This is a genomic window from Acerihabitans arboris, from assembly GCF_010131535.1.
In the GTDB taxonomy this organism is placed as follows: domain Bacteria; phylum Pseudomonadota; class Gammaproteobacteria; order Enterobacterales; family Enterobacteriaceae; genus Acerihabitans; species Acerihabitans arboris.
Genome location: NZ_WUBS01000002.1, coordinates 167893 through 190527, shown reverse-complemented (window position 1 = coordinate 190527; position 22635 = coordinate 167893). Strand labels below are relative to the sequence as shown.

The following is a 22635-nucleotide window of genomic DNA, read 5'->3' as shown; positions in this document are numbered from 1 at the left end:
TCCCGCCGATGAACCTGAAGCCCAATCGTCTTTTGATTCGCCTATTACCGAGGTGCAGATGAGAATTAACAATCCTGTTACTCTAAATGAGTATCAGATTGACAGTGAAACAACATTACAATCCGCCACCGATCCCCAGGGTAATATTTTTTATGCCAATGCGGCGTTTGTGAATGCGTCTGGATACCACTATCAGGATTTAGTTAATCAGCCTCATAATATTGTACGCCACCCGGATATGCCGCCGGCGGCGTTTGCCGATATGTGGCATACGCTGCATGCAGGGCATTCCTGGTCGGCGTTGGTAAAAAACCGTCGCAACAACGGTGATTTTTACTGGGTGCGCGCCAACGCCACGCCGATTTGCCATAACGGCCGGACGACGGGTTATCTCTCGGTGCGCATTGCCCCGACCCGTGAAGAGGTAAAGCGGGCGGCGGCGTTATATAGCGAGATTAATTCAGGTAAGGCCAAACGCCGGCGCCTGGCGCTCTACCGGGGGCTGCTGGTGCGCACCGGTATCCTCTCGCCGCTGTCGATAATGCAAAAAATGCCCCTGCGCTGGCGTTTGCGCATTGCCCTGCTGGTGGCCGCCGCGCTGCCGTCGGTGGGCGCGGGGGGCCTGGCGCTCGGGCCGGTGGCTCTCGGCGCCGTGACCCTGGGCGGACTGGCGCTAACGGCGTATTGGCTGCACCGGCAGGTGGAAAAACCGATTGTCACCATCCTGGCGCAGGCGCAAAGGTTGTCATCCTGCCAGGTCGGGGAGTATGTGCATTTTAACCGGGTCGATGAAATCGGCTATCTGCTGCGCAGCGTCAACCAGATGGGCCTGAACCTGCGCTCCCTGACGGATGACGTCAGCGGCCAGATCAACGATATCAACAACGCCAGCGGCGAGATTGCGGTGGGGAACCGACAGCTTAAAGTGCGTACCGAACAGGCCGGCGATAATCTGCAGCAGATTATCTGCGCCACCGAGGAACTGGCGGCAAGCGTCGGCAATAGCGCCGCCAGCGTGAATGAAACCCGGGCTCTGGCGGCGATGAGCGAGAGCGCCGCCGAAGAAGGCCGGGAACGGATGACCGAGGTGATCAGCACCATGGGCGCCATCAGTGATTCCAGCCGGCGCATCGTCGATATCATCAGCGTTATCGAAGGCATCGCGTTCCAGACCAATATCCTGGCCCTTAACGCCGCGGTGGAAGCGGCCCGCGCCGGGGATCAGGGGCGGGGGTTCGCGGTGGTGGCCGGCGAGGTGCGCCAACTGGCGCAGCGTTCGTCCACGGCGGCCAGGGAGATCAAAGACCTGATTGAAACCAGCGTGGAGCGGATACAGGACGGCAGCAAGCTGGTGCAGAACGCCGGCGCCGCCATGGACAGTATCGTCAGTCAGGCGGGCCAGGTAACGGGCCTTATCGGCGAAATCAGCATCTCGTCGCAGGAACAAACCAAGGCCCTGACCCTGATAGGCCAATCCATCGGCCAATTGGACCATACCACGCAGCAGAATGCGGCGATGGTGGAGCGATATGCCCAATCGGCGGAAGATCTGTCCCATAGCACGGTGCGCCTGGCGGCGGCGGTGAATGTTTATCGGCCCCACCGGGAACTGGCCGCGGCGTTGCCCGTCACGCGCCGTCTTTCCTGACGGCTTGATTATTTCTTTCCTCCCGGCGATAGTAAGTTGGGCGCGGGCGACATTTTCGCCGGCGCCGCCTTTGGCGATGCCGATTTTGGTATCGTCGACATCGCGCTGGGCAAATTTATGACGCTGTTTTATTAAATAACCGCTTATTAAACACCCTGCATTAATCGACCCGGCCGCAGGCAATTCCAGCGGCAGGGTCGGTCTGTTCATCACCGGATAACAGGATTTACCATGTATTCTTCCGCTCCCGCGAGCTCGGATTCGCTGTTGCGACACCCCTCTTTTGTCGCTTTCTGGCTGGCCCGCACCGGCTCCAGCTTTGGCTTCCAGATGTTGTCCATCGTCGTGAGCTGGCAAATTTATACCATGACCGGGCGCGCGTTCGATCTCGGCCTGATTGGCCTGGCGCAGTTCCTGCCCGCGGTGCTGCTGGCGCTGCCCGCCGGCCATGTGGCCGACCAGTTCGATCGACGGCGCATCGTGCTGTTCGGCCAGTTGGCCGAGTGGCTGGCCATTGCCGCGCTGGCGGTGCTGACCGTGACGCATTATGCCAATGAGCTGGTTATCCTGGGCCTGGTGTTTTTTATCGCGGTGGCCAAGACCATGGAAGCGCCGGCGCTGCAGTCGATGCTGCCGGCGCTGGTGCCTCCGTCCATGCTGGCGCGCGCCATGGCGGCCAATGCCGCCTCCGGCGAGGCCGCGATGATGGTGGGGCCCGCGCTGGGCGGTTTCCTGTATGTAGCGGGGGCGGGCACGGTCTATATGGCCGCCGGCGCGCTGTACCTGGTGTCGATTGTCATGGTCGCCCGGCTGCGTTATGAGCAGGCGCCGCCTAAGCGAGTGCCGGCCAGTGTCTCTACCCTGTTTGCCGGCGTGCGTTTTATCCGCGCCCGGCCCGATGTGTTGGGCGTGATCTCGCTGGACCTGTTTGCCGTGCTGCTGGGGGGCGCCACCGCGCTGTTGCCGATTTTCGCCAAGGACATACTGCACACCGGCCCCTGGGGCCTGGGGCTGCTGCGCGGCGCGCCGGCGGTAGGCGCGCTGCTGGTCGGCTTCTGGCTTAGCCGCCGCGCGCTCGAGCGGCGCGTGGGCATGATTATGTTCCTGTCGGTTGCCGGCTTCGGCGTCGCGACCATGGTCTTTGCGCTCTCGACCGCGCTCTGGCTGTCGCTGCTGGCGCTGTTTGCCCTCGGCGGCTTCGATATGGTGAGCATGGTGATCCGCGGCGCGCTGGTCCAGCTGGATACCCCCGACGAAATGCGCGGCCGCGTCAGCGCGGTTAATTCGATATTTATCAACACGTCCAACCAATTGGGCGAGTTCGAATCCGGCCTGCTGGCGGCATGGCTGGGCGCGGTGCCCGCCGCCGCCCTGGGCGGCATCGGCACGCTGGTGGTGGTCGGGCTATGGATGGCCTGGTTTCCCAATCTGCGGCGGCGCCAGCGGCTGCACAACGAAGAAACGTTCACGGAGGGCGCCATCGATACCCATTAGCGGCCTTTTAAGTTAAGCAGCGAAAAATATGTCCGGTGATTGTTTGCGTTTCTTCCATACTTTCCTTAGTCCTGTCAACGATGGAATCTTCGATGCGCAATCCCACGCTTATGCAGTTTTTTCATTGGTATTATCCCCCCGGAGGCACGTTATGGGGCGAAGCCGCCGAACGGGCCGGATGGCTGGCGGAAATCGGCATCACCATGGTCTGGCTGCCCCCGGCCTACAAAGCGGACACCGGCGCGGACTCCGTCGGTTACGATACCTATGATTTGTTTGATTTGGGCGAGTTCGACCAGAAGGGCGGCCACGCGACTAAATATGGCGACAAGGCGGCGCTGCTGGCCGCTATCGAGGCGCTGAAATCCCATGATATCGGCGTACTGCTGGACGTGGTGCTCAATCATAAGATGGGCGCCGACGAACAGGAGCGCATCCAGGTCAATCGTGTGGAAATAGAGGATCGGGAAGAGATAGAAGAACGGGCGATCGACGCCACCGCCTGGACCCGCTTTACCTTTCCGGCCCGGCAAGGCCAATATTCGCGGTTCGTCTGGGATCATAAGTGTTTCAGCGGTATCGACCTGATCGAAGATCCCGATGAAAAAGGCATCTTTAAAATCGTCACTGAATATACCCGTGACGGCTGGAATGAAGAGGTGGACGACGAATTGGGCAACTATGATTACCTGATGGGCGCCAATATCGAGTTCCGTAATCCGGCCGTCGCCGCGGAGCTGGCCCACTGGGGCCGCTGGGTGATGAATGAGACCCATTGCACCGGCTTTCGCCTGGATGCGGTAAAACATATCCCCGCGTGGTTCTATAAAGACTGGATCGATCATATTCAGGATGCCGCCGGGCAGCCGATGTTTATTATCGCCGAGTATTGGTCCCATAAGACGGAGATATTGCTGCAGTATCTTGAGCAGGTTGACGGTAAAACCATGCTGTTCGACGCGCCGCTGCAAATGAACTTCCATCGCGCCTCGACGCAGGGCGCGGAATTTGACCTCAGCCAGGTGTTTGCCGACACCCTGGTGGCCGCCGACCCGGCCCACGCCGTCACTCTGGTGGACAACCACGATACCCAGCCGCTGCAATCCCTTGAGGCGCCGGTGCAACCCTGGTTCAAGCCGCTGGCCTATGCGCTGATACTCCTGCGCGAGCAGGGCGTGCCGACGGTGTTCTACCCCGATCTGTTCGGCGCCTCCTATGCCGATACCGGCAACGATGGCGAAATCCACGCCATCGAGATGCCGGCGATCCCGGAGCTTGAGGCGTTGATACGCGCGCGGCGGCTGTATGCCCACGGCCGGCAGACCGATTATTTCGACGATGCGCACTGCGTGGCGTTCCGCCGCCATGGCACGGATCGGTTGCCCGGCTGCGTGGTGGTGATGTCCAACAGCGGCGAGGGCGAAAAAAAGCTCGAATTGGGCGCAGGTTTTGCCCAGGCCCGCTGGCGGGACCATGTGGGACAGCGCGAAGATATTGTCACCCTGGACGAGCATGGCGCCGGCATATTCAGATGTAACGCCGCCGGCGTCAGCGTCTGGATTGACGCTGGTTAAGCGGCGTGCGCCGCCGCGGGATCATCACCTGACCGCTGCCGTTTTTTTATCCTGAAGCCGCGTTTTTCACCGCCGGGCCGGAGGTGAAAAGCGTTGTATGCGCATAGCATCATCCCTCATTTGCCTCAACCTATTCCTGACGCTTGCCGGTCGCGATACAATTAGGGGCGGAATGAAAATGACAAGCTGGTTTTTTTATTAACTTGCCAGGCTATTTTTTTTGACGCATTAGTCTAAAAGAAATGCTTAAAACAGGAATGTGGCGCAGTGAATGTTATCGTTAACATCCGTGAGCAGGGAATGGCAGCCATAAAAAGGGCCAATGATTACTTTAAAGCGGCGGGAGTGGGCTTATCGGTGAATCTGATGACCAGAGAAGATTATGACGGGTGCGTGGCATTAAGCCGGAATGGTAAAAACCCGCTTCCATGGGGCATGGCGCGGGAAAATATGCACGATACGGATGGTGTTGATTTCTGCTGATGTTTTTCAATTCATTGATTAACACATTTTTTTGGTTGTTAAAAATAAACCATGTTTTTATTCGGAGTCAAATTAATAAAAAGTGGCCGATTATTATATCAGCATTCATGGTTTCGCAGATATTATTGGCGATAAATCTATTTTATCGCGCCCGGCAGAGGATTTTATTAATGGGTTTACGGCTGGACAAAACAGCCGGCAATAGCTTGATTATGAACGATTGATGCGCGATAGGTATTTTACGTTATTAAAAACAAACAAGAGGCGAGTATGACTGATAAATCGGCACGTTGCCTGCGCGGATAAAGTAAAAAGAATGCCCGCGTCTCCGGTAGAGAAAACTATGTGTAATACGGGGAAATACCTTTTCGTTACTAATTAATGTTTGTTTGAATGCCGGTGGGCCCCTGGCTTAAAACATAATTTAAGCTAACGGCAATGGCATTTGAATCATAGGCCTCAGTTTAGGGTAATCTATCTACCCTTAAACGAGGCTTTATCAGTTATAATTGAAAATTATATTAATTATTAGGCCAATTAATATCCATATGTTGTCAGTCAATTCAAATAAGCCGGCTATTCAACAAGCAGCGCATCCAGGTAACCGAGGTCGCCTGCATCTCCCAGGCTTTTAAGCCGATCAAACAGGCGGTCCGGCAGCTCCAGTCCGGCGCAGCAGTCGATGAATTTTTGCCGGCGTTCGGCCTCGCTAAAGGGTTCCGTGTTGCTGCCTTTCGCCAGGCGGCGTTCGGCTTCCAGCCGGCGGCCGTCGCGTAGGGTGAGGGTCACGCGATGCGGCAGCTTCCCGCCGGCCTCTTGCTCCGCCCTGTAGGCGCGCAGGGTGATGCGGGCCAATCGCGCCGGATCCGTTTGTTGCGCCACCCGGGCGGGGGTGAAATCGAGCACGCTCAGCGCGCCGTTGCGTAGCCAGGTATCGACGCAATAGTGCATGGAGAAACGCGCCTGCATTTCATTTTCCGGCACCGCATAGGCCAGGTTGCGCTGGTTGGCGATACCGACCAGCGTATCCGCCGACACCACGTCGGCGTCGGTAAAATCATGGGTATCGCGCAGGTCGGACAGCGCATCGATAATCATATGCGTGGAACCGCAGCAGGGGTGGCGCTTCGGCATCACGCCCACGCTTTCAATGACGTGCGGCCGCGTGCCGAGGATGGCTGGAATATCCCAGCCGGACGGCGCGGCGCCGCCAAACATTTCGCCGAACCCCTGGGGCGCCTCGAGGATATCGATCCTGCCGCGCATGCCCCGCTGCGCCAATACGGCCGCCTCTATCGCGTTGCGCGCCGCCCAGCCCGCGTGCAGCGGTTTTATGGGCGTGCCGAACTGCCCTTTGGTGCCGGAGGCAAAACTTACGGCGTTGCTTAGCGCGCGGGCGATCCCGGCCTGGTCCAGGCCCATCAGCCATGCGACGCCGGCCGCCGTGCCGATGCAGCCGACCGTGGACGTGCCGTGCCAGCCGGCGGTGTAGTGCGAAGGGCCAACCCCCGCGCCGATAAACGCTTGCGCCTGCAGGCCGATCAGATAGGCGTCGACCAGTTGGCCGCCGCCTGCGTTTAATTCATCCGCCGCCGCCAGCAGCGCCGGCACCAGCACCGCCGAGGCGTGACTCATGCCCGGCCCGAAGTTATCGTCATAGTCGATGGCGTGCGCCGACGTGCCGTTAATCAGCGCGGCAATCGCCGCCGGGGCGCGGCCGCCGCCGATAACCCGCGCCCGATAGTCGCGGCGCAGGTAAGGTTCGCCGGCCGTACGCACGGCGAGCGTGGAAAAATCGCCCCGGCCGGCATAAAGACAGGCCAGCGTGTCGACGATTGCCCGCCGCGCCAGCTCCCGCGCCGGCCGGCTGAATCCGTCCTGGGCGCGACTCCAGGCGGCAATGGCTTCGATCACATTCATGTTTGTTCTCCCGATGATGCAGCAAGGAACGCCAGGGTCAGGTTGATTAACCGGCCGAATTGAAAACGATTGATCTCGCGCGCCGCGATGTCGGTATTCACCCGGTGGACCACCACGGCGTCAAGGGTGGGCAGCATCAGGCAGTAATGGCCTCCCGCACCGTAGGCGAAATAGCTGCCGCCGGGGAGTTCACAGCCGGGCAATGCCACGCCGTCGCGGGCCAGCCACCACATATAGCCGTAGGCGCCGCGATCGCCGGCGTGGGAGTAGGGCATCAGGCTCCGGCGTACCCAGGCCGCGGGAATAATCTGCTGGCCCCGCCACATGCCCTGTTGCAGGAATAGCTGGCCGAAGCGCGCCAGATCGCGGGTCGACAGACGGAACGGATAGGCCGCGTGCCGGGAAAGCGCCCCCGGCTCCATCCAGCCATCTTCCCTCCTGAAGTCGGCCATGCCGAGCGGTTGGGCGATCTGGTCGAAAAACGCCTGATGGATATCCAACCCGGTCAGCTGGCGGTAAGCGCTTCCCAAGGCGTTGAAATCCCAATTATTGTAACTCCACCGGCAGCCCGGCGGCTGGCTGTGGCGCGGGGGCTTGATGCGCGTCATCCATGGTGTTTCATAGTTGGCGGGATGGTAAATTCCCGAACGCGCCGTCAGCAGGTCATGGAGCGTGGCGCTGCGCTCAATGTCGCTCAGCGCGTCAATATCGTCGATATCCAGGGCGGCCAGCGTCAGCGATAAATCGAAGCAGCCGCGCGTCGCCTGGATGCCTATCAGCGCGCTGAGAAAACTTTTACGCATGGAATGGCAGAGAAAGCGCTGCTGCATATCGCCATATTCCAGCAGGATATCGCCCCGGCGCAGGATCAGCAGCGCGTCGGTGTCCTGGCCGTCGCAGCACAGCAGCAGGGCGTCCCGGTCCGGGCTGGAGTGCCTATTGTTCATCATGGCGCGACTCCTGGGCCGTCAGTGGTTGCTGGCGGCGAGAAACTGTTGGGTATACGGCTCGGTTGCCGAACCGCGCCGGATTTCGTCGGCGGTCATTTCCTCGAGCAATTTCCCCTGGTGCATGATGGCTACCCGGTCGCATAAATGGGCCACCACCGCCAGGTTATGCGTGACCATTAAATAGGTCAGGTTGCGCTCGCGTCGTAGGGTTTTCAGCAGGTTCAGGATCTCCGCCTGCACGGAAACATCCAGCGCCGAGGTCGGCTCGTCCAGCAGTAACACCTGCGGCTCGATGATCAGCGCCCGGGCCAGCGCCACGCGCTGCCGCTGGCCGCCGGAGAGCTGATGCGGATAACGATAGCGAAAGGCGTCGCCCAGGCCGATCGCGTCGAGCACGTCGGAAATGCGCGTTTCGCGCCGGTCCATGCCGTGAATAACCAGCGGCTCCAGCAGGGTGTGGTAGACCATTTTGCGCGGATGCAGCGATGCGTAGGGATCCTGGAATACCATCTGGATCTGGCGATAGAACGCTTTGTCACGCACCGGATGCTGCTCGCGATTCTGATAGAGGATGGCGCCGGCATAGTGGGGGTTCTGGCCGGTCAGCGCGCGCAGCAGGGTGGATTTCCCGCAGCCGGACTCGCCTATCAGGCCGTAGCTTTCGCCACGCGCAATGCTGATGGACACGCCGTCCACTACCTGTTTGCGCTGGCGGCCCTTGCCGAAGGCAATGCCTAAATCGACGGTTTCAATCATACGGTCGACGGCCAGCGGCGGCGTTTTATCCGCCGTCGTCGACGCGGCCGTTGCGGGTTGGGCGGACCCGTTTATCGCAGATGTCATCAGCACGCGTCTCCATATCGGTATACCGGGCCGGACAGCCAGGCCGGGTCGCGTGCCGGGATCGCCAGCATGTCCACCGGACGGTGCAGATCCGGCTGGCTGGCGAGCAGCGCCCGGGTGTAGGGATGCCTGGCGTTATGCAACCGATCGGCGGCAATTTCCTCCAGGATGCGGCCGCCGTACATCACCAGCACCCGGTCGCAAAATCCCGCCACCAGCCCCAGGTCGTGGGTAATGAACAGCAGGCCGGTGTTACGCCGCGCCAGCAGGGCATCAAGCACGCCCAGCACCTGCTGGCGCACGGTGACGTCCAGGGCCGATGTCGGCTCGTCGGCGATGATCAGATCCGGCTCGGGTATCAGCATCATGGCAATCATGATGCGCTGGCCCATGCCGCCGGAAATCTCATGCGGGTACAGCCTGAACACCCGTTCCGGATCGCGAATGTTCACCGCTTCCAGCATCAGCAGCGTTTTGGCCCGCGCGGCATGTTCGCCGACGTTAAAGTGGGTGCGGTAGGCCTCATTGATCTGCTGCCCGACGCGCATCAGCGGATTGAGCGAGAATTTGGGGTCCTGCATGATCATTGAAATGCGTTTACCACGAATCTTGCGCATCCCGCGTTCGCTGGTGTTCATCAGGTCGGTATCGCCCAACCACATTTTTTCGGCGCTGACGCTGGCGCCCTGCGGTGTGAGTTTCAGCAGCGCGCGGCCGGTCAGCGATTTGCCGGAGCCGGATTCGCCGACGATGGCCACCTTTTCGCGCCCTATCGAGAACGAAATATCCCGTACGGCGTGATTTTCGCGGCGGCGGTCCTTGAACACCACGTTAAGATGACGTACTTCAAGCAGGTTATCAGTCATGGCGCAGATCCAGAACGTCGCGCAGGCCGTCGCCGAACAGGTTAAAGGCCAGGCTGGTGAGAAGAATAGACAGGCCGGGGATCGCGGCGATGGTCCAGTTGGTCATCATGAACTGACGGCCCGATGACAACATCGCCCCCCACTCTGGACTGGGCGCCTGGGCGCCGAGGCCCAGGAAACCGAGGCTGGCTGCGGTGAGGATAATTCCCGCCATGTTCAGCGTCAGGCGCACCACCACCGACGGCAGGCACATCGGGATAATATGGCGCAGGATAATGCGTATCTGCGACGCGCCCTGCAGGCGCACGGCGGCGACATAATCCATATTACGGATTGACAGCGCTTCGGCGCGGGCCAGCCGGGCGATAGGCGGCCAGGCCGAGAGTGAAATGGCGATAATGGCGTTTTCGATGCCGGGACCGAGGGCGGCGACAAAACCCAGCGCCAGGATAAGGCTCGGGAATGCCAGGAAGATATCCACGATGCGCATCAATACGGTGTCGACCCAGCCGCCGACCGTGCCGGCGATGGTGCCGACCAGCAGCCCTACCGGGCCGACAATCAGCGCCGACAGGCAGGTGATGTACAGCGTGATGCGCGCGCCGTAAATCAGGCGGCTGTAGATATCGCGCCCCAGTTCGTCGGTGCCCAGCCAGTATTCACCGCCTGGCGCGCCAAGACGCAGCTGCAGGTTTTGCGCGTAGATGTTGTGGGTCGCCAGCCAGGGCGCAAACAGCGCGGCGGCGGTGATGATAAGGATCACCACCAGGCCGAACAGCGCCGAGGTATTGCGGCAAAAACGGCGCCATTGGTTCAGGCTCTGCTGCATACGCGCCTGCCACGGCGTCGCTGGAACAGGCGCATCCAGCCAGTCGCGCAGCGAACGGCGCGAACGGCGGGTCAGGCGGGGTTTAGCAGAGTCGGTCATGATTGCTCCTGGCGGGTACGTGGATCGAAAATGCGGTAAAGCAGGTCGCACAGCAGGTTTAGCCCTACAAATATGACGCCGATCAGCAGTGAACAGCCGACCACCGCGTTCATGTCGCCGGCCAGCATGGCGTTGGTCAGGTAACGGCCGAAGCCGGGCCAGGCGAAAACGGTTTCGGTCAGCACCGCGCCTTCCAGCAGGAAAGCGTAGGAGAGGGCCACCACGGTCACCACCTGCACCGCCACGTTGCGAAACGCGTGGACCCATACGCTGCGCGCCCATGACAGCCCCTTGACGCGCGCGGTTATCACATATTCCTGCGACAGCTGTTCAATCATAAAGCTGCGGGTCATGCGGCTGATATAGGACAGGCCGCTGAGCCCGAGAATCGACGCCGGCAGGATCAGGTGGCTGAACACATTGCCCAGCGCCGCCCAGTTGCCGGCAAGCGCGGTGTCAATCAGGTAGAACCCGGTGACCTTCCGCACGTCGAATTCGTAGATAAAATCGATGCGCCCCGGTCCGCCTATCCAGCCGAGCGTGGCGTAAAACAGCACCAGCCCCATCAGCCCCAGCCAGAAATTCGGCGCCGAATGGCCGAGCAGGCCGATAAAGCGGATACAGTGATCGAACCAGGTATTGCGGTACATGGCGCTGAGCACGCCTGCCGGAATGCCCAGGCAGGTGCCGATGATCGCCGCCAGGCTCGCCAGCTCCAGGGTGGCCGGAAATACCCGGCCGATGTCCTCGGCGACCGGACGGCCGGTGGTCAGCGCATTGCCGAAGTCTAGTGCGGCGACGTTTTTCAGGTACATCAAAAACTGCTCCCACAGCGGTTTGTCCAGCCCCAACAGGTGATACATCTTTTGATAGGCTTCCTGGCTGGCATTGTCCCCCAGCACCGCCACCACCGGATCGATGGGCAGCAGGCGGCCGATGAAAAAGGTCAGCGCCGCCAGCCCCAACAGGGTACAGGACACGGAAACCAGCAGCTTGCCCAAGCGCGCGCCGTGTTCACCCAGCCTGAGCCAGAGCGGGTCAGCAGGATGTTCGCCCGCGGCGCTAGGATCGAGTAGCGACATCGGTGGCTCCTTCTGTGCGGACGACAATGTCGCCCCGGTTATTTGGCGGCCACGGCGTAATAAACGCGAAAGCCGTTCCAGGTCCAGTCTTTCACCTGTTTAGTCAACCCGGCGGTGTTGTACATTTGGAACATGATCGCCATCGGTCCCTGCTGCATCTGCTCTTCCTGCAGGGTGTGGTAGCGAGCGATGCGTTTTTGGGCGTCGGGCTCCAGCAGCGCGTCGGTGACCTGCCGGTTCATCGCCGGGTCAAAATAGGCCGCGCGCCAGCTCGGATACTGCGTTTTTTTGGCCTCCTTGCTGTTGTCCGGGTTAAACACCAGGCGCGAGGCGTTGCCATGGGCGTCCGGCACCGCGGTCTGCCACGCCATCATGGCGCTTTGGAATTCACGCCCGCGCACCCGGCTGAACAGCTGGGCATTGGCCATGCTCTCGATGGATAGCCTTACGCCGATTTTCGACGCGTTTTCCTGGGTGCTTTGCGCAATGGGCGCGGAGTGCGGCAGGGTGCCGATAATCAGTTTGGCGCTGAATCCGTCCGGATAGCCGGCTTCGGTCAGCAGTTGTTTGGCTTTGGCGAGATCGAGCTTGAACGGTTGTCCGGCATCTTTATCCAGCGCGCCGTAGGCGCCGAGCTGCGCGAAGCTGGCGCGGGGCACGCCGAGGTACGGCATGACGGTGGACGCCAGGCCCTGGTAATCGATCAGGTAACGCATCGCCAGGCGCACCTTGGGATTTTTAAAGATGGGGTCTTCGCTGTTGAAGGTCCAGAAAAACAGCTGCGGCTTAAGCACTTTTTCTATCTTCACCTGGCCGCCCTGGTCTAAATCGCGCAGATCGTCCGGGGCGAGGTCGCGCGCGATGTCCACGTCGCCCTGGGTCAGCAGCAAACGTTGGGTGCCCGTTTCCGCCACGTGGCGGATCAGGATACGCTGCAGTTTGGGGGCGGCGCCCCAGTATTCTTTATTCGCCTGCAGCATCACGCCTTCGCCGGCGTTCCAGCGCATCAGCTGATAGGGTCCGACGCAGGCGGTATGGGTGGTGAGGTATTTATTGCCCATATCGCCGTTAACGGCGTTTTGCTCCACCAGCGCGCGGTCAAGCGTGGTGGAGACGTTGTTGGCCGCAATCGCCTGCAGCACCAGGTTGGTTGGATACGGCTGATCAAAGCCCATGACCAGCGTATCGTCGTCCGGCGCGGTAATACGCTGGGTAACGTTATCCTTGTCGAAGCCGTATTCGGTCAGGGTGGCGGAATTGCCGAAGCCCAACAGCACCACCCGCTGCAGCGACCAGGCGACATCCTTCGCCGTGGCCTTATTGCCCGACGGGAACGTCAGCCCGCTGTTCAGATGGAAGGTAATCCGCCTGCGGTCCGGCGAAATGTCCCAGCTTTTTGCCAGACGGGGAATAACCTGGGATTCATCCTTGGGATCGAAGTCGACCAGCGTGTCGCAGGTGTTCTTGATGATTTCATTGGTGACCACTTCGCCGATCTGCGCCGGATCAAAGGTGCTGATGGCGTCGATATTCCATGCCATCACCAGCGAATCCGCGGGCGTTTGCGCCTGCGCCGCCAGGGGCAGCACGGCGCACCCCAACGTCAGTCCGATCAGGTTGTTCAGGGCTCGTTTCCGGGTGTTATGCATCAATTCCGCTCCTGTGAATGAAAATGGCGAAGTACCGCGGACGCGCGGCAAAAATGCCGCAAAAAATGCGGCACAGGACAATACCGCTATTCGGCCGGGCGCGGTTGCAGCGGCGGTTTCACGTCGGCGGGAATAGGGCAGACGTAAGGCGTTTGCGCGGTGAGTTCGTAATGCGCGGTTTTCGCCTGCGCCAGCAAGACCTTGTCGGTCAGGGTATCGATGGCGGTGGCGGCCATGACCTTGGCCGCGTGGGCTAGCCCTTTATGCGCGGCGGGCAGCATGCCCTGCGCGGTCAACTGCCATGAATGGCCCGGGGTGCCGATGGCGTAAGTCGGGACGTGGGCCTGCACGGTCGGCAGTATCCAACTGATGTCGCCGACGTCGGTGGAGCCGAGCATCAGCTCGCCGGCCGCGTCCAGGGGAACGATAAATTCACACAACGGGGCGGGATGTTGCGGTGTTTTAACGCCGATGCGGCGATAGGCGCTCTGTATATCTTCCGGAGTCAGCGTGGCCTGGATTTCGGCGGCAAAGGCTTTGTCGGCGTCGTCAAAGGCAATCGGGCCGAGCAGTTCGTAATTCCGCTGCATGGCCTGTTCCAGCGGCTCGTTGCCCAGCAGGTTGGCGACGGCGCTCATGATGCTGATATCCACCCGGGTCTCGGTCATCATCGCCGCGCCCGCCGCCACTTTTTTCACCCGCTCGTTAAGTGCGAACATGGCGTGAACGTCGCGGGCGCGGATCGCGTAACGTACCGCCGCGCGCGCCTGCACCACGTTCGGCGCAATGCCGCCGGAGTCGAGCATGGCGTAGTGGATCCGCGAATCGGACGGCACATGCTCACGCAGGTAGTTGACGCCGACGTTCATCAGTTCGACGGCATCCAGCGCGCTGCGCCCCAGATGCGGAGACGCGGCGGCGTGTGAGGCGCGCCCGTGGAAGACAAAGTCCATGCGGGTATTGGCCAGGGACTCGGCGCGCGCCACTTCGCTAAAGGCCGACGGGTGCCAGGTAATGGCGATATCCACGTCGTCAAACGCGCCGGCGCGGGCCATAAAGGATTTTGCCGCGCCGCCTTCTTCCGCCGGACAGCCGTAATAGCGTACGCGACCCGGCGCGCCGGTCTGCGCCAGCCAGTCTTTAATTGCCGTGGCGGCGAGCATGGCGGCGGAGCCGAGCAGGTTATGGCCGCAGCCATGGCCGTGGCCATTGCCGGGGATCGGTTCCGGCCTGGCGATGCCGGCCACCTGGCTCAGCCCCGGCAGCGCATCGTATTCACCCAGGATGGCGATGATCGGGCCTCCCTGTCCGGCTTCCCCCATGACGGCGGTGGGGATGCCTGCGACGTTTTCCGTTACGCGAAAAGCCTGGGACTTCAGCATGGCGGTGTGTTCGGCCACCGAACGGTATTCGGTATAGGCGATTTCAGGCATGCCCCAGATACGGTCGCTCAGGGCGGTGAACAGGTTCTTTTTGACGTCGACCAGATTCCAGACCAATGCTTTCTGCTGCGCTAATGCGTTATTCACCTGAATATCCTCGTGCCGGTGGATGAAGTCGTCGATGACGTGCTGGGTCGGACAATACGATGGGAACCCATTCAGGATGTGGGTGGAAGCGGCAAATATCCAATGAGACTTTAAACTGGCCTATTCCAAAATTGCATAGTTTGCCCGGGCCTGGTTTTTTGGCATGTGAAATGAATATTTATCTGATAAATAGACTTTTTATTTTGGCAATGGCACGCGCGTCCCACCGGGAAACAGCAAGGAAAGAAGAAGTTATCAGGCCGGATATGCCGCCGGACGCCGGGTGACGCGATTCAGGCCGCCGCGTGCGTCCGGTGCAGCAGGCAGGCCCGGTTCCACAGGCGTTCGGCCTGGATATTGCGGAATTTTTCCAGCCGGTAAAGGCGGATCCCGGCCTGGATATCCCAACTGCGATCGCCCGCGCGGGTCAGGGTGCCGGCGGCGATTTCCTCGGTGATCAGACTCGACGGCAGCCATGACGTGCCGCAGCCGGAAATCGTCATGGCCTTCAGGCCGCTGGAAATCGGATTTTCATAAATAGGCTTCAGCGGCAGCGGGCGCAAGGCAAACAGCGCGCTGAGCGCGTGGGCGAAAAATGAGCGTTTGCCATAGCTGAGATAAGGGATGGGCGCCTGGTTGCCGTCGGCGTCCCGGCGCTCATCGATCGGGTAAAGCGGTTTGCCGTCGCTGTCCGGCGCGCAGACGGCGATGGCCCGCTCCTCGCCCAGTTCGATGTACGGAAAACGCTGCAGTTGTTTCATCAACGGCACGGAGTCGTGCGCGTAGGTCAGCAGGAAATCGGTTTCGCCATCGAGCAGCAGGGAAATATTACCGCTGAAAGACGGCTGCTGGTCGCACAGCCGCAGGTAGCCGTATTGCTGGGACGGATCGATCGCGTTGATCCAGGCGGGGAAAAAGGTCAGCGACAGCGTATTCAGCGTGGCGAAATGCACGATGGCGTGTTTTTGCGCATGACGCTGGCGGATATCGTTGCGAAGCTGGGCCATGGAAAACACCATTTCCGACGCGGTTTGCAGAAAATCCCGGCCCTCGGGCGTCAGGCGAATCGGATAAGACTTGCGATCGAACAGCGGTACCCCCAGCCACTCCTCAAGCTGTTTGATACGGCGGCTCAGCGCGGACTGGGTGATGTTTCTCTCATTAGCCGCCCGCGTAAAGCTATAGCACTGAGAAACGCTGAGAAAATCTTCAAGCCACTTCAGTTCCATCGGATAACCCCTGGCTAGTTATGATCAACATATCTACGGGAGAAAGCGCATCGCGCCCGGGTCGCTGTTGGCAACGCCACATGGCGGCCATGAATGCAGCAAGATCCACGCCAATGCGGAAAAAGATTAATGACTATCTTATTTTCAACCGGTTACGCATGGGGGCCCGGCTAAAACCGGGCCAGGGATGGGGCGTGCGGCGGAATATTGCGCCGGGCCGCACCGTAACGGGGCAAGCGTCCGAACCTTGTCCCGCCGGCGTGCCGGCGCCCCGAGGCGGTAGGCGTGGGTGACGGCCGGCCGTCGGCACCCGCCCGGGCGGGGACTTGCCTATCCCCGCCGCTTGGCTGGTTTGTCGTTTCAGACCTTACCCCGCCGCCTTGCCCGGTTGCTCGAAATCCAGTTTATCGGTAAGGCAGATAGACAGAATCGAGGCGTCCCGCTCCCCCTGCGTCACAAAGGCGTGCGGCATCGAACTGTCGATATAGGCGCTGTCGCCGGGCATCAGGCACAGCGGGGCATACCAGGCGGTATGCAGGATGGTGGTCCCGCTGATCGCATAAATAAATTCTTCGCCTTCATGGCAGGACCATTGCTCCTGCGGCGGCGCCTCGCGCGCGGTAATCTGCATTACTATCGGGATCATGCCCTTATGGGTTAATTCCTCGGAGTGCACATTGTAGATATAGTGGGCGTTGGTAAAGACCAGCCCCTCGCCCGCGCGGGTGACGGTACGGCGCCCGGCCACCGGCGGGCGGGCATTTGGGGAGGCCGATGCGTTCTGCTTGAACAGATCGCTGAAGGAAAAATCGAAGGCGTTGGCAATTTTGGTGATGGTATCGAAGGAGGCCGATACCTGGCCGTTCTCGATCTTCGACAGCGTGGAGATGGACACCCCGCTGTTTTTTGCCACCTGATCCAGCGTCCAGCGCCGCTCCACCCGCAGCGCTTTAACCCGGTTGCCAAAATCCTGCTCCGTAGTCAACGCGGTCCTTATGCCTGCCGTTTTACTGAAGCTATTGTTCGCCATCGGCCCTCCGGATCCTTAACACATGCCTAGCGCTGGAGTGTACGTTATTTTCTTTAACACCGCTTATTTTTTACTATAAGAAAAACATTTTGGTCTTAACGAAAATTAAGCGGCATGATGTGAAAGCCAGCCTAACCCGCGCGGCCGGGCCAGCCGGCGGCGGTTAATCCATCAAACGACAGGAGCAGGGTGTGAGCGAAACCATCATTGCCACCGTTTCCATGCAGGCGTTTTATGACAAACAGCGCAACGTCGCCAATATTCTCGCGCTGCTGGCGCGGGCCGTCGACGCCGGCGCCGGGCTGGTGGTGTTTCCCGAACAGATTTTACAGGGCTACCTGACCGATACCCTGCGCCTGGATTTTGATAACGTGGCCTGGCAATTCGCCAACGCCGAGGTGATTGAAACCGGGGAGGGCATCGGCCGGATCCGCCAGGCGGTAATACAGCATCAGGTCTATGCGGTGGTGGGCATGACCGAACGCCATCCCCGTTTCCCCGAGGTATTGTTCAACACCGTGGTGCTGCTGGGGCCGGAGGGCGAGGTGGGCCGTTATCGCAAGGTACACCAGCCGGGCGACGAGAAGCATGTCTATTATCCCGGCGACCGGTTTCCGGTGTTTGATACGCCGCTCGGGCGCATCGGCATGCTGATCTGCTATGACAAGGTCTTTCCTGAAAGCACCCGCGAACTGGCGCTTCGGGGCGCGGATATCATGATCATGCCCACCGCCTGGGGTCTGGCGGGCGATAGCCGGGATCCGGAACAGGATTCCATGGTCGACAGCTATACCCTGTTTGGGCGGGTGCGCGCGATGGAAAATCAATGCTGGATGGTGGAATCCAATATGCATGGCGCCCACGGCAACCTGCTGTACCACGGCCACAGCCGCATCATAGATCCGCGCGGCAACATCATTGCCGATACCGGTAATGCCGCGGGCATCGCCATGGCGAGCGTCAACATCAGGGACGCTATCACCCACTCACGCAGCGTAGGTTATATGGGCTATTTTTTCCTCAAGGATTATGTGCCGGTGCGGGTATCCGATCCGGTGTTAACCGTGCGCCATCACCCTGCCCAGCACGGCGGGGAGTAGCGTCATGCCGCATACCCTGCAAGCAGTCAATATCTCGAAAAGCTACGCCTCGGCCTCGGGGCCGGTGGCGGTGCTCCATGCCCTGGATTTTCATGCCGATGAAAATGAGTTTATCTCTTTTGTCGGCCCCAGCGGCTGCGGCAAATCCACCTTGTTCAACATCATTACCGGCCTGCTGGCGCCCGACGACGGCCATATCATTATCAAAAACCGCGAGACCACCGGCAGCCCCTCGCCGGATCTGGGCTACGTATTGCAAAAGGATTTGCTGTTTCCCTGGAGGACCGTGCTGGAGAACGTCGTCCTGGGACTGGAGGTGCGGGGAATCAATAAAAAAATCGCCCGCGAACGCGCCGCCGACCTGTTGCGTACCTACCACATGGAGGGATTCGAGGATAAATATCCCGCCCAGCTGTCCGGCGGTATGAAACAGCGGGTGGCGCTGATGCGCACCATGGTCACCGAGCCTGAAATCATCTTGATGGACGAGGCTTACAAGGCGCTGGACTATCCGCTGAAAGTCGCGCTCGAGTCGGAACTGCTAACGGTGGTTAAACAGCAGAAAAAGACGGTGATATTTATCACCCACGATATCGAAGAGGCGGTCACGCTCTCGGACCGGGTCTACGTCATGAAAGCCAGTCCGGGTGAGATTGTGCATGAGATAAAGGTCGATCTGGAGACCGACAGCATGATTATTCCCGAGCGCCGGCTCTCGCCGCGCTTCAATGATTATTACGAAGTGATCTGGCGCAGCATCGGCGCCGCCCCGGTCAATATATGACTGTCTTTTGCGAGGCGCAATCATGAGCAGTATCCCGCAACCTACCCGGATGGACACCGCCCGCAAGAGCGAACGGCTGGAGTCCTTTTTCCGCACCCCGGCCGTGCGGCGCTATACCCTGCTGCTGTTGCAAATACTGATTGTGGCCGGCCTGCTGGCCGGCTGGGAAATCGGGGTACGCACCGGCGGCATCAGCAAGTTCCTGTTTGCCAGTCCCAGCATGGTGTGGGAGGTGCTGGTGCAACGCTTCCAGTCCGGCGAGCTGCTGGCCGATATCAACATCACCACCTGCGAGACGCTGATTGGTTTTGTGGTCGGGGCGGTCGGCGGGTCGATACTGGGGTTGCTGCTGTGGTATTCCCGGTTTATCTCGGATCTGGCCGCGCCGTTTATTGCCGCCGTCGGCGCCATCCCGGTACTGGCCATCGCGCCGATTACCATTATCTGGTTCGGCACCGAAATGCTGTCCAAGGTGGTGATCGTGGCCTTCTCCTGCGTGGTGGTCTCGCTGACCACGTCCTATAAGGGCGCGTTGCGCACCGATCCGGACCTGATCAACCTACTGCGATCTTTCGATGCCTCGCGCACGGTGATTTTTATCAAGCTGGTGGTGCCGTCCGCCATGCTGTGGGTGGTGTCCGGCCTGCGCCTGAACGTCGGTTTCGCCCTGGTGGGCGCCATCGTCGGGGAATACATTTCCTCCGATGCCGGCGTCGGCCATATGATCCTGCTGGGCAGCTCCAATTTCGGCATGAATATCGTCCTGGCGGGCATTGTGCTGGTAATGATCATGATGCTGGTTTTCAACGGGTTAGTCGCTTTACTCGAACGTATGATTCTCTCATGGGAAAGGGCCTGAAAATGAACATAAGCAAGCGGATACGGGGTATTGCCCTGGCAGTTACACTGGGTGCGGTGGCGGGACCGGCGCCGGCGGCGCAAACGCCGGTGCGCATCAACCAGGCCTTTCAGTCCTTGCTCTACCTGCCGCTCTACGTCGCGCAGGAGCAAGGCTTTTTTAAACAGCAGGGCGTCGAGGTCAAGATCAGCACCGGTGGCGGCGGTTCCCAGTCCTGGGCGGCGGTGATCGGCGGTTCGGCGGATTTTTCCATTCAGGACCCGGTGTTTGTGCCGAAATCCCATGAAAATGGCGGTGGCGGGGTGGTGGTGGCCGGGGTGCAAAACGCGCCGACGGTATTTATCTTCGGCAAGGACGCCACGCCGCTGCAGAACAACCTGGGCTTTTTGTCCAACAAGAGGGTAGTGACCAGCCCGCAGCCCGACACCACCTGGGCGTTTATGAGTTATCTGATCAAACAGCATAACTTAAGCAATGTGAAGCTGGTGCACGTGGCGATCGGCAATGAAATCCCGGCGGTGGCGGCGGATCGCGCCGACTATGCGCTGGCGGTGGAACCGCAGACCTCGATGGCGGAAAGGCAGAACGGCCTGCATGTGGTGTACTCGTTCGCCGCCAACCAGGACTGGTTTCCCTTTGCGTTTTCAAGCCTGACCACCACCCAGGACTATATTGATAACAATCCCGCGCAGGCGCAGGGCGTGGTGACCGCCTTTGAGATGGCGTCGCGCTTTATTTACCGCAATACCGATCGCGCGGTGGAAATCGCCGCCAAATATTTCCCCAACGTGCCCAGGGATCTGGTGCGCGCCGCGGTGATGCGTGAAATCGAGGCCAAGGGCTATCCGGAGAACGTACTGGTATCGCAGAAAGCCTGGGACAACAATATGCAGATCGCGTTATATGCCAAAAATATCAAAGCCTATCCCTCCGAGGCCACTTCTTATCAAAATAATGTCAATGTCGCGCTGGCCACCAAGGCCAAGGCAATGGCCGACGCGGCTAAATAACCCTGAGCGTACGCCGTATTTATCGGCGCGCGCTTGCCGGAGGAGGACAATACGCCATGACCGAGCATGCAAAAAAACGCCTGGCCCTGCTGGGCGCCTTAAGCCAGGGGCATCAGGACGCGGTGCTGCCGACGCTTGAGGATTGGGTGGCGCGCGCCGACGCGTTAAGCCGGTTTGTTAACCAGCACCTGGACGCCACGGTATTGCCGATAACGGTACGGGTGTCGCCCCTGCAGCCCATTAATCCACGCCGAGGCTGAATTATGTCGGATATCCTGGATCTCTCTATTGGCGAAGCCGGACGGCAGGTGCGGCAAGGCCGGCTGAGTTTCCCCGAACTGGCCGGCGCCTGCCTGGACCGGGAGCGCCTGACCCGACGGCTTAATGCGTTTAGCGAAATCTATGAACGGCAGGCCGTTGAACTGGCCGAGGCCTACCAGACCCTGCTGCGCAATGGCTACGATCTGGGCCCCCTGCATGGGATCCCGCTGGCGCTGAAGGCCAATATCGATATCCAAGGCCATGAGATGCACGCGGGCAGCCGTATCCTGCAAGGGAATATGGCCGGCCGGGACGCGGTGGTCAGCCTGCGCTTAAAGCAGGCCGGCGCACTGATCCTCGGCACCACCACCATGCATGAGTTTGCCTGGGGCGGCACCACCGATAACCCGCATTATGGCGCTTGTCATAACGCCTGGGACGCCGCGCGCATTCCCGCCGGCTCCAGCGGCGGCTCGGGCGTGGCGGCGGCGGTGCGCAGCGCCTTCGCCACGCTCGGCACCGATACCGGCGGCTCCATCCGGCTGCCGGCCTCGATGAACGGCGTCACGGGGCTCAGGCCCGGCGTCGGGCGCATCAGCACCGAGGGTATTTTTCCCCTGGCATGGAGCATGGATACCGTCGGTCCGCTGGCCCGTTCCAGCGAAGAATGCGCGCTGGTGTATACCGCGCTGTCGGGTGAAACGCCGTTATCCCTGGACGACGCGCCCTATCCGCTGCGCATCGGCGTCATCGAGGACTACAGCGACCAGGGCCTGCAGCCGGATGTCGCGCGCGCCTGGCAACAGACCCTGGCGCTGTTCGGCGAGATGGGGGCGACGATCGCGCCGGTGCGGGTAGACGGTCTGGAGAACGCCGTCGATGCGCAGGTGATTGTCGATGCCGCGGAACCGAGCGCCGTCCATGGGCATTGGCTGCAATCCCGGCCGGAGGAGTACGGCGAGGACGTGCGCATGTTATTGCAGGCCGGCCTCGGCTTCAGCGCCGTGGAATATTTGCAGGCCCAGCGCTACCGGACCTGGCTGCGCCAGCAGCTTGAGCGGCTTTTTCGCCAGGTGGACGTTATCCTGACGCCGACGCTGCCGTTTACCGCGCCGCTTAGCGGACAGGCGCAGGTGGTGATTGATGGACAACCGGAAAGCGTACTGACCGGCAATATGCGCTTTACCTGCCTTCCCAGCCTGACGGCCATGCCCGCCCTGAGCCTGCCCGCCGGATTCGACGCGCAAAACCTGCCCATCGGCATGCAACTGATCGGGCCGGACGGCGGCGAGCAAATGTTGTTAAAGGTGGCGCACCATTTTCAGCAGCGTACCGATTTTCATCTGCGGCGTCCCCCCTGCATTAACGACAGCCTGTCGCCATAATGCCGCGCGGC

At 60.4% G+C, this 22635-nt stretch carries 20 protein-coding genes; 10 read left to right on the top strand and 10 right to left on the bottom strand.

The genetic code is table 11. From position 1 onward, the window contains the following. The first annotated feature begins 58 nt into the window (after window positions 1–58). The 4 genes from GRH90_RS03115 (at window position 59) to GRH90_RS03100 (ending at window position 5199) form a co-directional block, all read left to right on the top strand. Window positions 59–1648 (top strand): methyl-accepting chemotaxis protein, encoded by a 1590-nt coding sequence (locus tag GRH90_RS03115; RefSeq protein ID WP_162364437.1) that lies wholly within the window; start codon window positions 59–61, stop codon window positions 1646–1648. Between the two features lie 231 nt (window positions 1649–1879). Beyond that, on the top strand, window positions 1880–3142 hold the full coding sequence (locus tag GRH90_RS03110; protein WP_162364436.1) for an MFS transporter: 1263 nt from the start codon (window positions 1880–1882) through the stop codon (window positions 3140–3142). 92 nt (window positions 3143–3234) lie between these two features. Then, window positions 3235–4716, top strand: coding sequence for an alpha-amylase (gene amyA, locus GRH90_RS03105; RefSeq protein ID WP_162364435.1), 1482 nt, complete (start codon window positions 3235–3237; stop codon window positions 4714–4716). A gap of 267 nt (window positions 4717–4983) precedes the next feature. Continuing rightward, complete coding sequence (locus tag GRH90_RS03100; protein WP_162364434.1) at window positions 4984–5199, top strand: hypothetical protein; 216 nt, start codon at window positions 4984–4986, stop codon at window positions 5197–5199. A 576-nt stretch (window positions 5200–5775) separates the two neighbouring features. Here the strand turns inward: GRH90_RS03100 and GRH90_RS03095 are convergent. The 10 genes from GRH90_RS03095 to GRH90_RS03050 all read right to left on the bottom strand — a co-directional run bounded on the left by GRH90_RS03095 (window position 5776) and on the right by GRH90_RS03050 (window position 17225). Next, a complete protein-coding gene (locus GRH90_RS03095) occupies window positions 5776–7119 on the bottom strand; it encodes an MmgE/PrpD family protein (RefSeq protein WP_162364433.1) in 1344 nt (447 codons plus the stop codon). After that, window positions 7116–8069, bottom strand: a complete 954-nt coding sequence (locus tag GRH90_RS03090; protein ID WP_162364432.1) for a serine hydrolase domain-containing protein — start codon at window positions 8067–8069, stop codon at window positions 7116–7118. The genes GRH90_RS03095 and GRH90_RS03090 overlap by 4 nt, the downstream gene beginning before the upstream one ends. A gap of 18 nt (window positions 8070–8087) precedes the next feature. Then, window positions 8088–8825 carry an ABC transporter ATP-binding protein gene (locus tag GRH90_RS03085; RefSeq protein WP_178113006.1) on the bottom strand — a complete coding sequence of 246 codons (738 nt, stop codon included), beginning with the start codon at window positions 8823–8825 and terminating at the stop codon, window positions 8088–8090. 86 nt (window positions 8826–8911) lie between these two features. Then, window positions 8912–9778, bottom strand: coding sequence for an ABC transporter ATP-binding protein (locus GRH90_RS03080; protein WP_162364430.1), 867 nt, complete (start codon window positions 9776–9778; stop codon window positions 8912–8914). Continuing rightward, window positions 9771–10706, bottom strand: coding sequence for an ABC transporter permease (locus GRH90_RS03075; protein ID WP_162364429.1), 936 nt, complete (start codon window positions 10704–10706; stop codon window positions 9771–9773). Before GRH90_RS03075 ends, GRH90_RS03080 begins: the two co-directional genes overlap by 8 nt. Continuing rightward, a complete protein-coding gene (locus GRH90_RS03070; RefSeq protein WP_162364428.1) occupies window positions 10703–11788 on the bottom strand; it encodes an ABC transporter permease in 1086 nt (361 codons plus the stop codon). Before GRH90_RS03070 ends, GRH90_RS03075 begins: the two co-directional genes overlap by 4 nt. A gap of 38 nt (window positions 11789–11826) precedes the next feature. Next, window positions 11827–13437, bottom strand: a complete 1611-nt coding sequence (locus GRH90_RS03065; RefSeq protein ID WP_162364427.1) for an ABC transporter substrate-binding protein — start codon at window positions 13435–13437, stop codon at window positions 11827–11829. Window positions 13438–13523: 86 nt separating this feature from the next. Beyond that, window positions 13524–14966: a M20 family metallopeptidase gene (locus GRH90_RS03060; protein ID WP_162364426.1), complete on the bottom strand. Its 1443-nt coding sequence runs from the start codon at window positions 14964–14966 to the stop codon at window positions 13524–13526. A 293-nt stretch (window positions 14967–15259) separates the two neighbouring features. Next, window positions 15260–16195, bottom strand: coding sequence for a LysR family transcriptional regulator (locus GRH90_RS03055; RefSeq protein ID WP_162364425.1), 936 nt, complete (start codon window positions 16193–16195; stop codon window positions 15260–15262). 367 nt (window positions 16196–16562) lie between these two features. Then, window positions 16563–17225 (bottom strand): helix-turn-helix domain-containing protein, encoded by a 663-nt coding sequence (locus GRH90_RS03050; protein WP_162364424.1) that lies wholly within the window; start codon window positions 17223–17225, stop codon window positions 16563–16565. Between the two features lie 191 nt (window positions 17226–17416). Between GRH90_RS03050 and GRH90_RS03045 the strand changes: the two genes are divergently transcribed. Genes GRH90_RS03045 through GRH90_RS03020 form a run of 6 tightly spaced genes read left to right on the top strand, consistent with a single transcriptional unit; the run spans window position 17417 to window position 22624 of the window. Beyond that, window positions 17417–18325 carry a carbon-nitrogen hydrolase family protein gene (locus GRH90_RS03045; RefSeq protein ID WP_162364423.1) on the top strand — a complete coding sequence of 303 codons (909 nt, stop codon included), beginning with the start codon at window positions 17417–17419 and terminating at the stop codon, window positions 18323–18325. A 4-nt stretch (window positions 18326–18329) separates the two neighbouring features. Continuing rightward, window positions 18330–19109 carry an ABC transporter ATP-binding protein gene (locus GRH90_RS03040; RefSeq protein WP_162364422.1) on the top strand — a complete coding sequence of 260 codons (780 nt, stop codon included), beginning with the start codon at window positions 18330–18332 and terminating at the stop codon, window positions 19107–19109. Between the two features lie 22 nt (window positions 19110–19131). Next, window positions 19132–19968: an ABC transporter permease gene (locus GRH90_RS03035; protein ID WP_218586201.1), complete on the top strand. Its 837-nt coding sequence runs from the start codon at window positions 19132–19134 to the stop codon at window positions 19966–19968. Window positions 19969–19970: 2 nt separating this feature from the next. Continuing rightward, entirely contained in the window at window positions 19971–20978 is a 1008-nt protein-coding gene (locus GRH90_RS03030; RefSeq protein ID WP_162364421.1) for an ABC transporter substrate-binding protein, read from the top strand. Between the two features lie 56 nt (window positions 20979–21034). Further along, window positions 21035–21238, top strand: coding sequence for a hypothetical protein (locus GRH90_RS03025; RefSeq protein ID WP_162364420.1), 204 nt, complete (start codon window positions 21035–21037; stop codon window positions 21236–21238). Window positions 21239–21241: 3 nt separating this feature from the next. Then, on the top strand, window positions 21242–22624 hold the full coding sequence (locus tag GRH90_RS03020) for an amidase (protein WP_162364419.1): 1383 nt from the start codon (window positions 21242–21244) through the stop codon (window positions 22622–22624). The last annotated feature ends 11 nt before the right edge of the window (window positions 22625–22635 follow it).

Excerpts from the sequence above, each read along its gene's own strand:
- GRH90_RS03095 (WP_162364433.1), bottom strand. The coding sequence starts at position 7,119 with ATGAATGTGATCGAAGCCATTGCCGCCTGGAGTCGCGCCCAGGACGGA.
- GRH90_RS03085 (WP_178113006.1), bottom strand. The coding sequence starts at position 8,825 with ATGATTGAAACCGTCGATTTAGGCATTGCCTTCGGCAAGGGCCGCCAG.
- amyA (WP_162364435.1), top strand. The coding sequence starts at position 3,235 with ATGCGCAATCCCACGCTTATGCAGTTTTTTCATTGGTATTATCCCCCC.
- GRH90_RS03055 (WP_162364425.1), bottom strand. The coding sequence starts at position 16,195 with ATGGAACTGAAGTGGCTTGAAGATTTTCTCAGCGTTTCTCAGTGCTAT.
- GRH90_RS03030 (WP_162364421.1), top strand. The coding sequence starts at position 19,971 with ATGAACATAAGCAAGCGGATACGGGGTATTGCCCTGGCAGTTACACTG.
- GRH90_RS03075 (WP_162364429.1), bottom strand. The coding sequence starts at position 10,706 with ATGACCGACTCTGCTAAACCCCGCCTGACCCGCCGTTCGCGCCGTTCG.
- GRH90_RS03040 (WP_162364422.1), top strand. The coding sequence starts at position 18,330 with ATGCCGCATACCCTGCAAGCAGTCAATATCTCGAAAAGCTACGCCTCG.
- GRH90_RS03115 (WP_162364437.1), top strand. The coding sequence starts at position 59 with ATGAGAATTAACAATCCTGTTACTCTAAATGAGTATCAGATTGACAGT.
- GRH90_RS03065 (WP_162364427.1), bottom strand. The coding sequence starts at position 13,437 with ATGCATAACACCCGGAAACGAGCCCTGAACAACCTGATCGGACTGACG.
- GRH90_RS03070 (WP_162364428.1), bottom strand. The coding sequence starts at position 11,788 with ATGTCGCTACTCGATCCTAGCGCCGCGGGCGAACATCCTGCTGACCCG.
- GRH90_RS03050 (WP_162364424.1), bottom strand. The coding sequence starts at position 17,225 with ATGGCGAACAATAGCTTCAGTAAAACGGCAGGCATAAGGACCGCGTTG.
- GRH90_RS03035 (WP_218586201.1), top strand. The coding sequence starts at position 19,132 with ATGAGCAGTATCCCGCAACCTACCCGGATGGACACCGCCCGCAAGAGC.
- GRH90_RS03020 (WP_162364419.1), top strand. The coding sequence starts at position 21,242 with ATGTCGGATATCCTGGATCTCTCTATTGGCGAAGCCGGACGGCAGGTG.
- GRH90_RS03025 (WP_162364420.1), top strand. The coding sequence starts at position 21,035 with ATGACCGAGCATGCAAAAAAACGCCTGGCCCTGCTGGGCGCCTTAAGC.
- GRH90_RS03090 (WP_162364432.1), bottom strand. The coding sequence starts at position 8,069 with ATGATGAACAATAGGCACTCCAGCCCGGACCGGGACGCCCTGCTGCTG.
- GRH90_RS03080 (WP_162364430.1), bottom strand. The coding sequence starts at position 9,778 with ATGACTGATAACCTGCTTGAAGTACGTCATCTTAACGTGGTGTTCAAG.
- GRH90_RS03110 (WP_162364436.1), top strand. The coding sequence starts at position 1,880 with ATGTATTCTTCCGCTCCCGCGAGCTCGGATTCGCTGTTGCGACACCCC.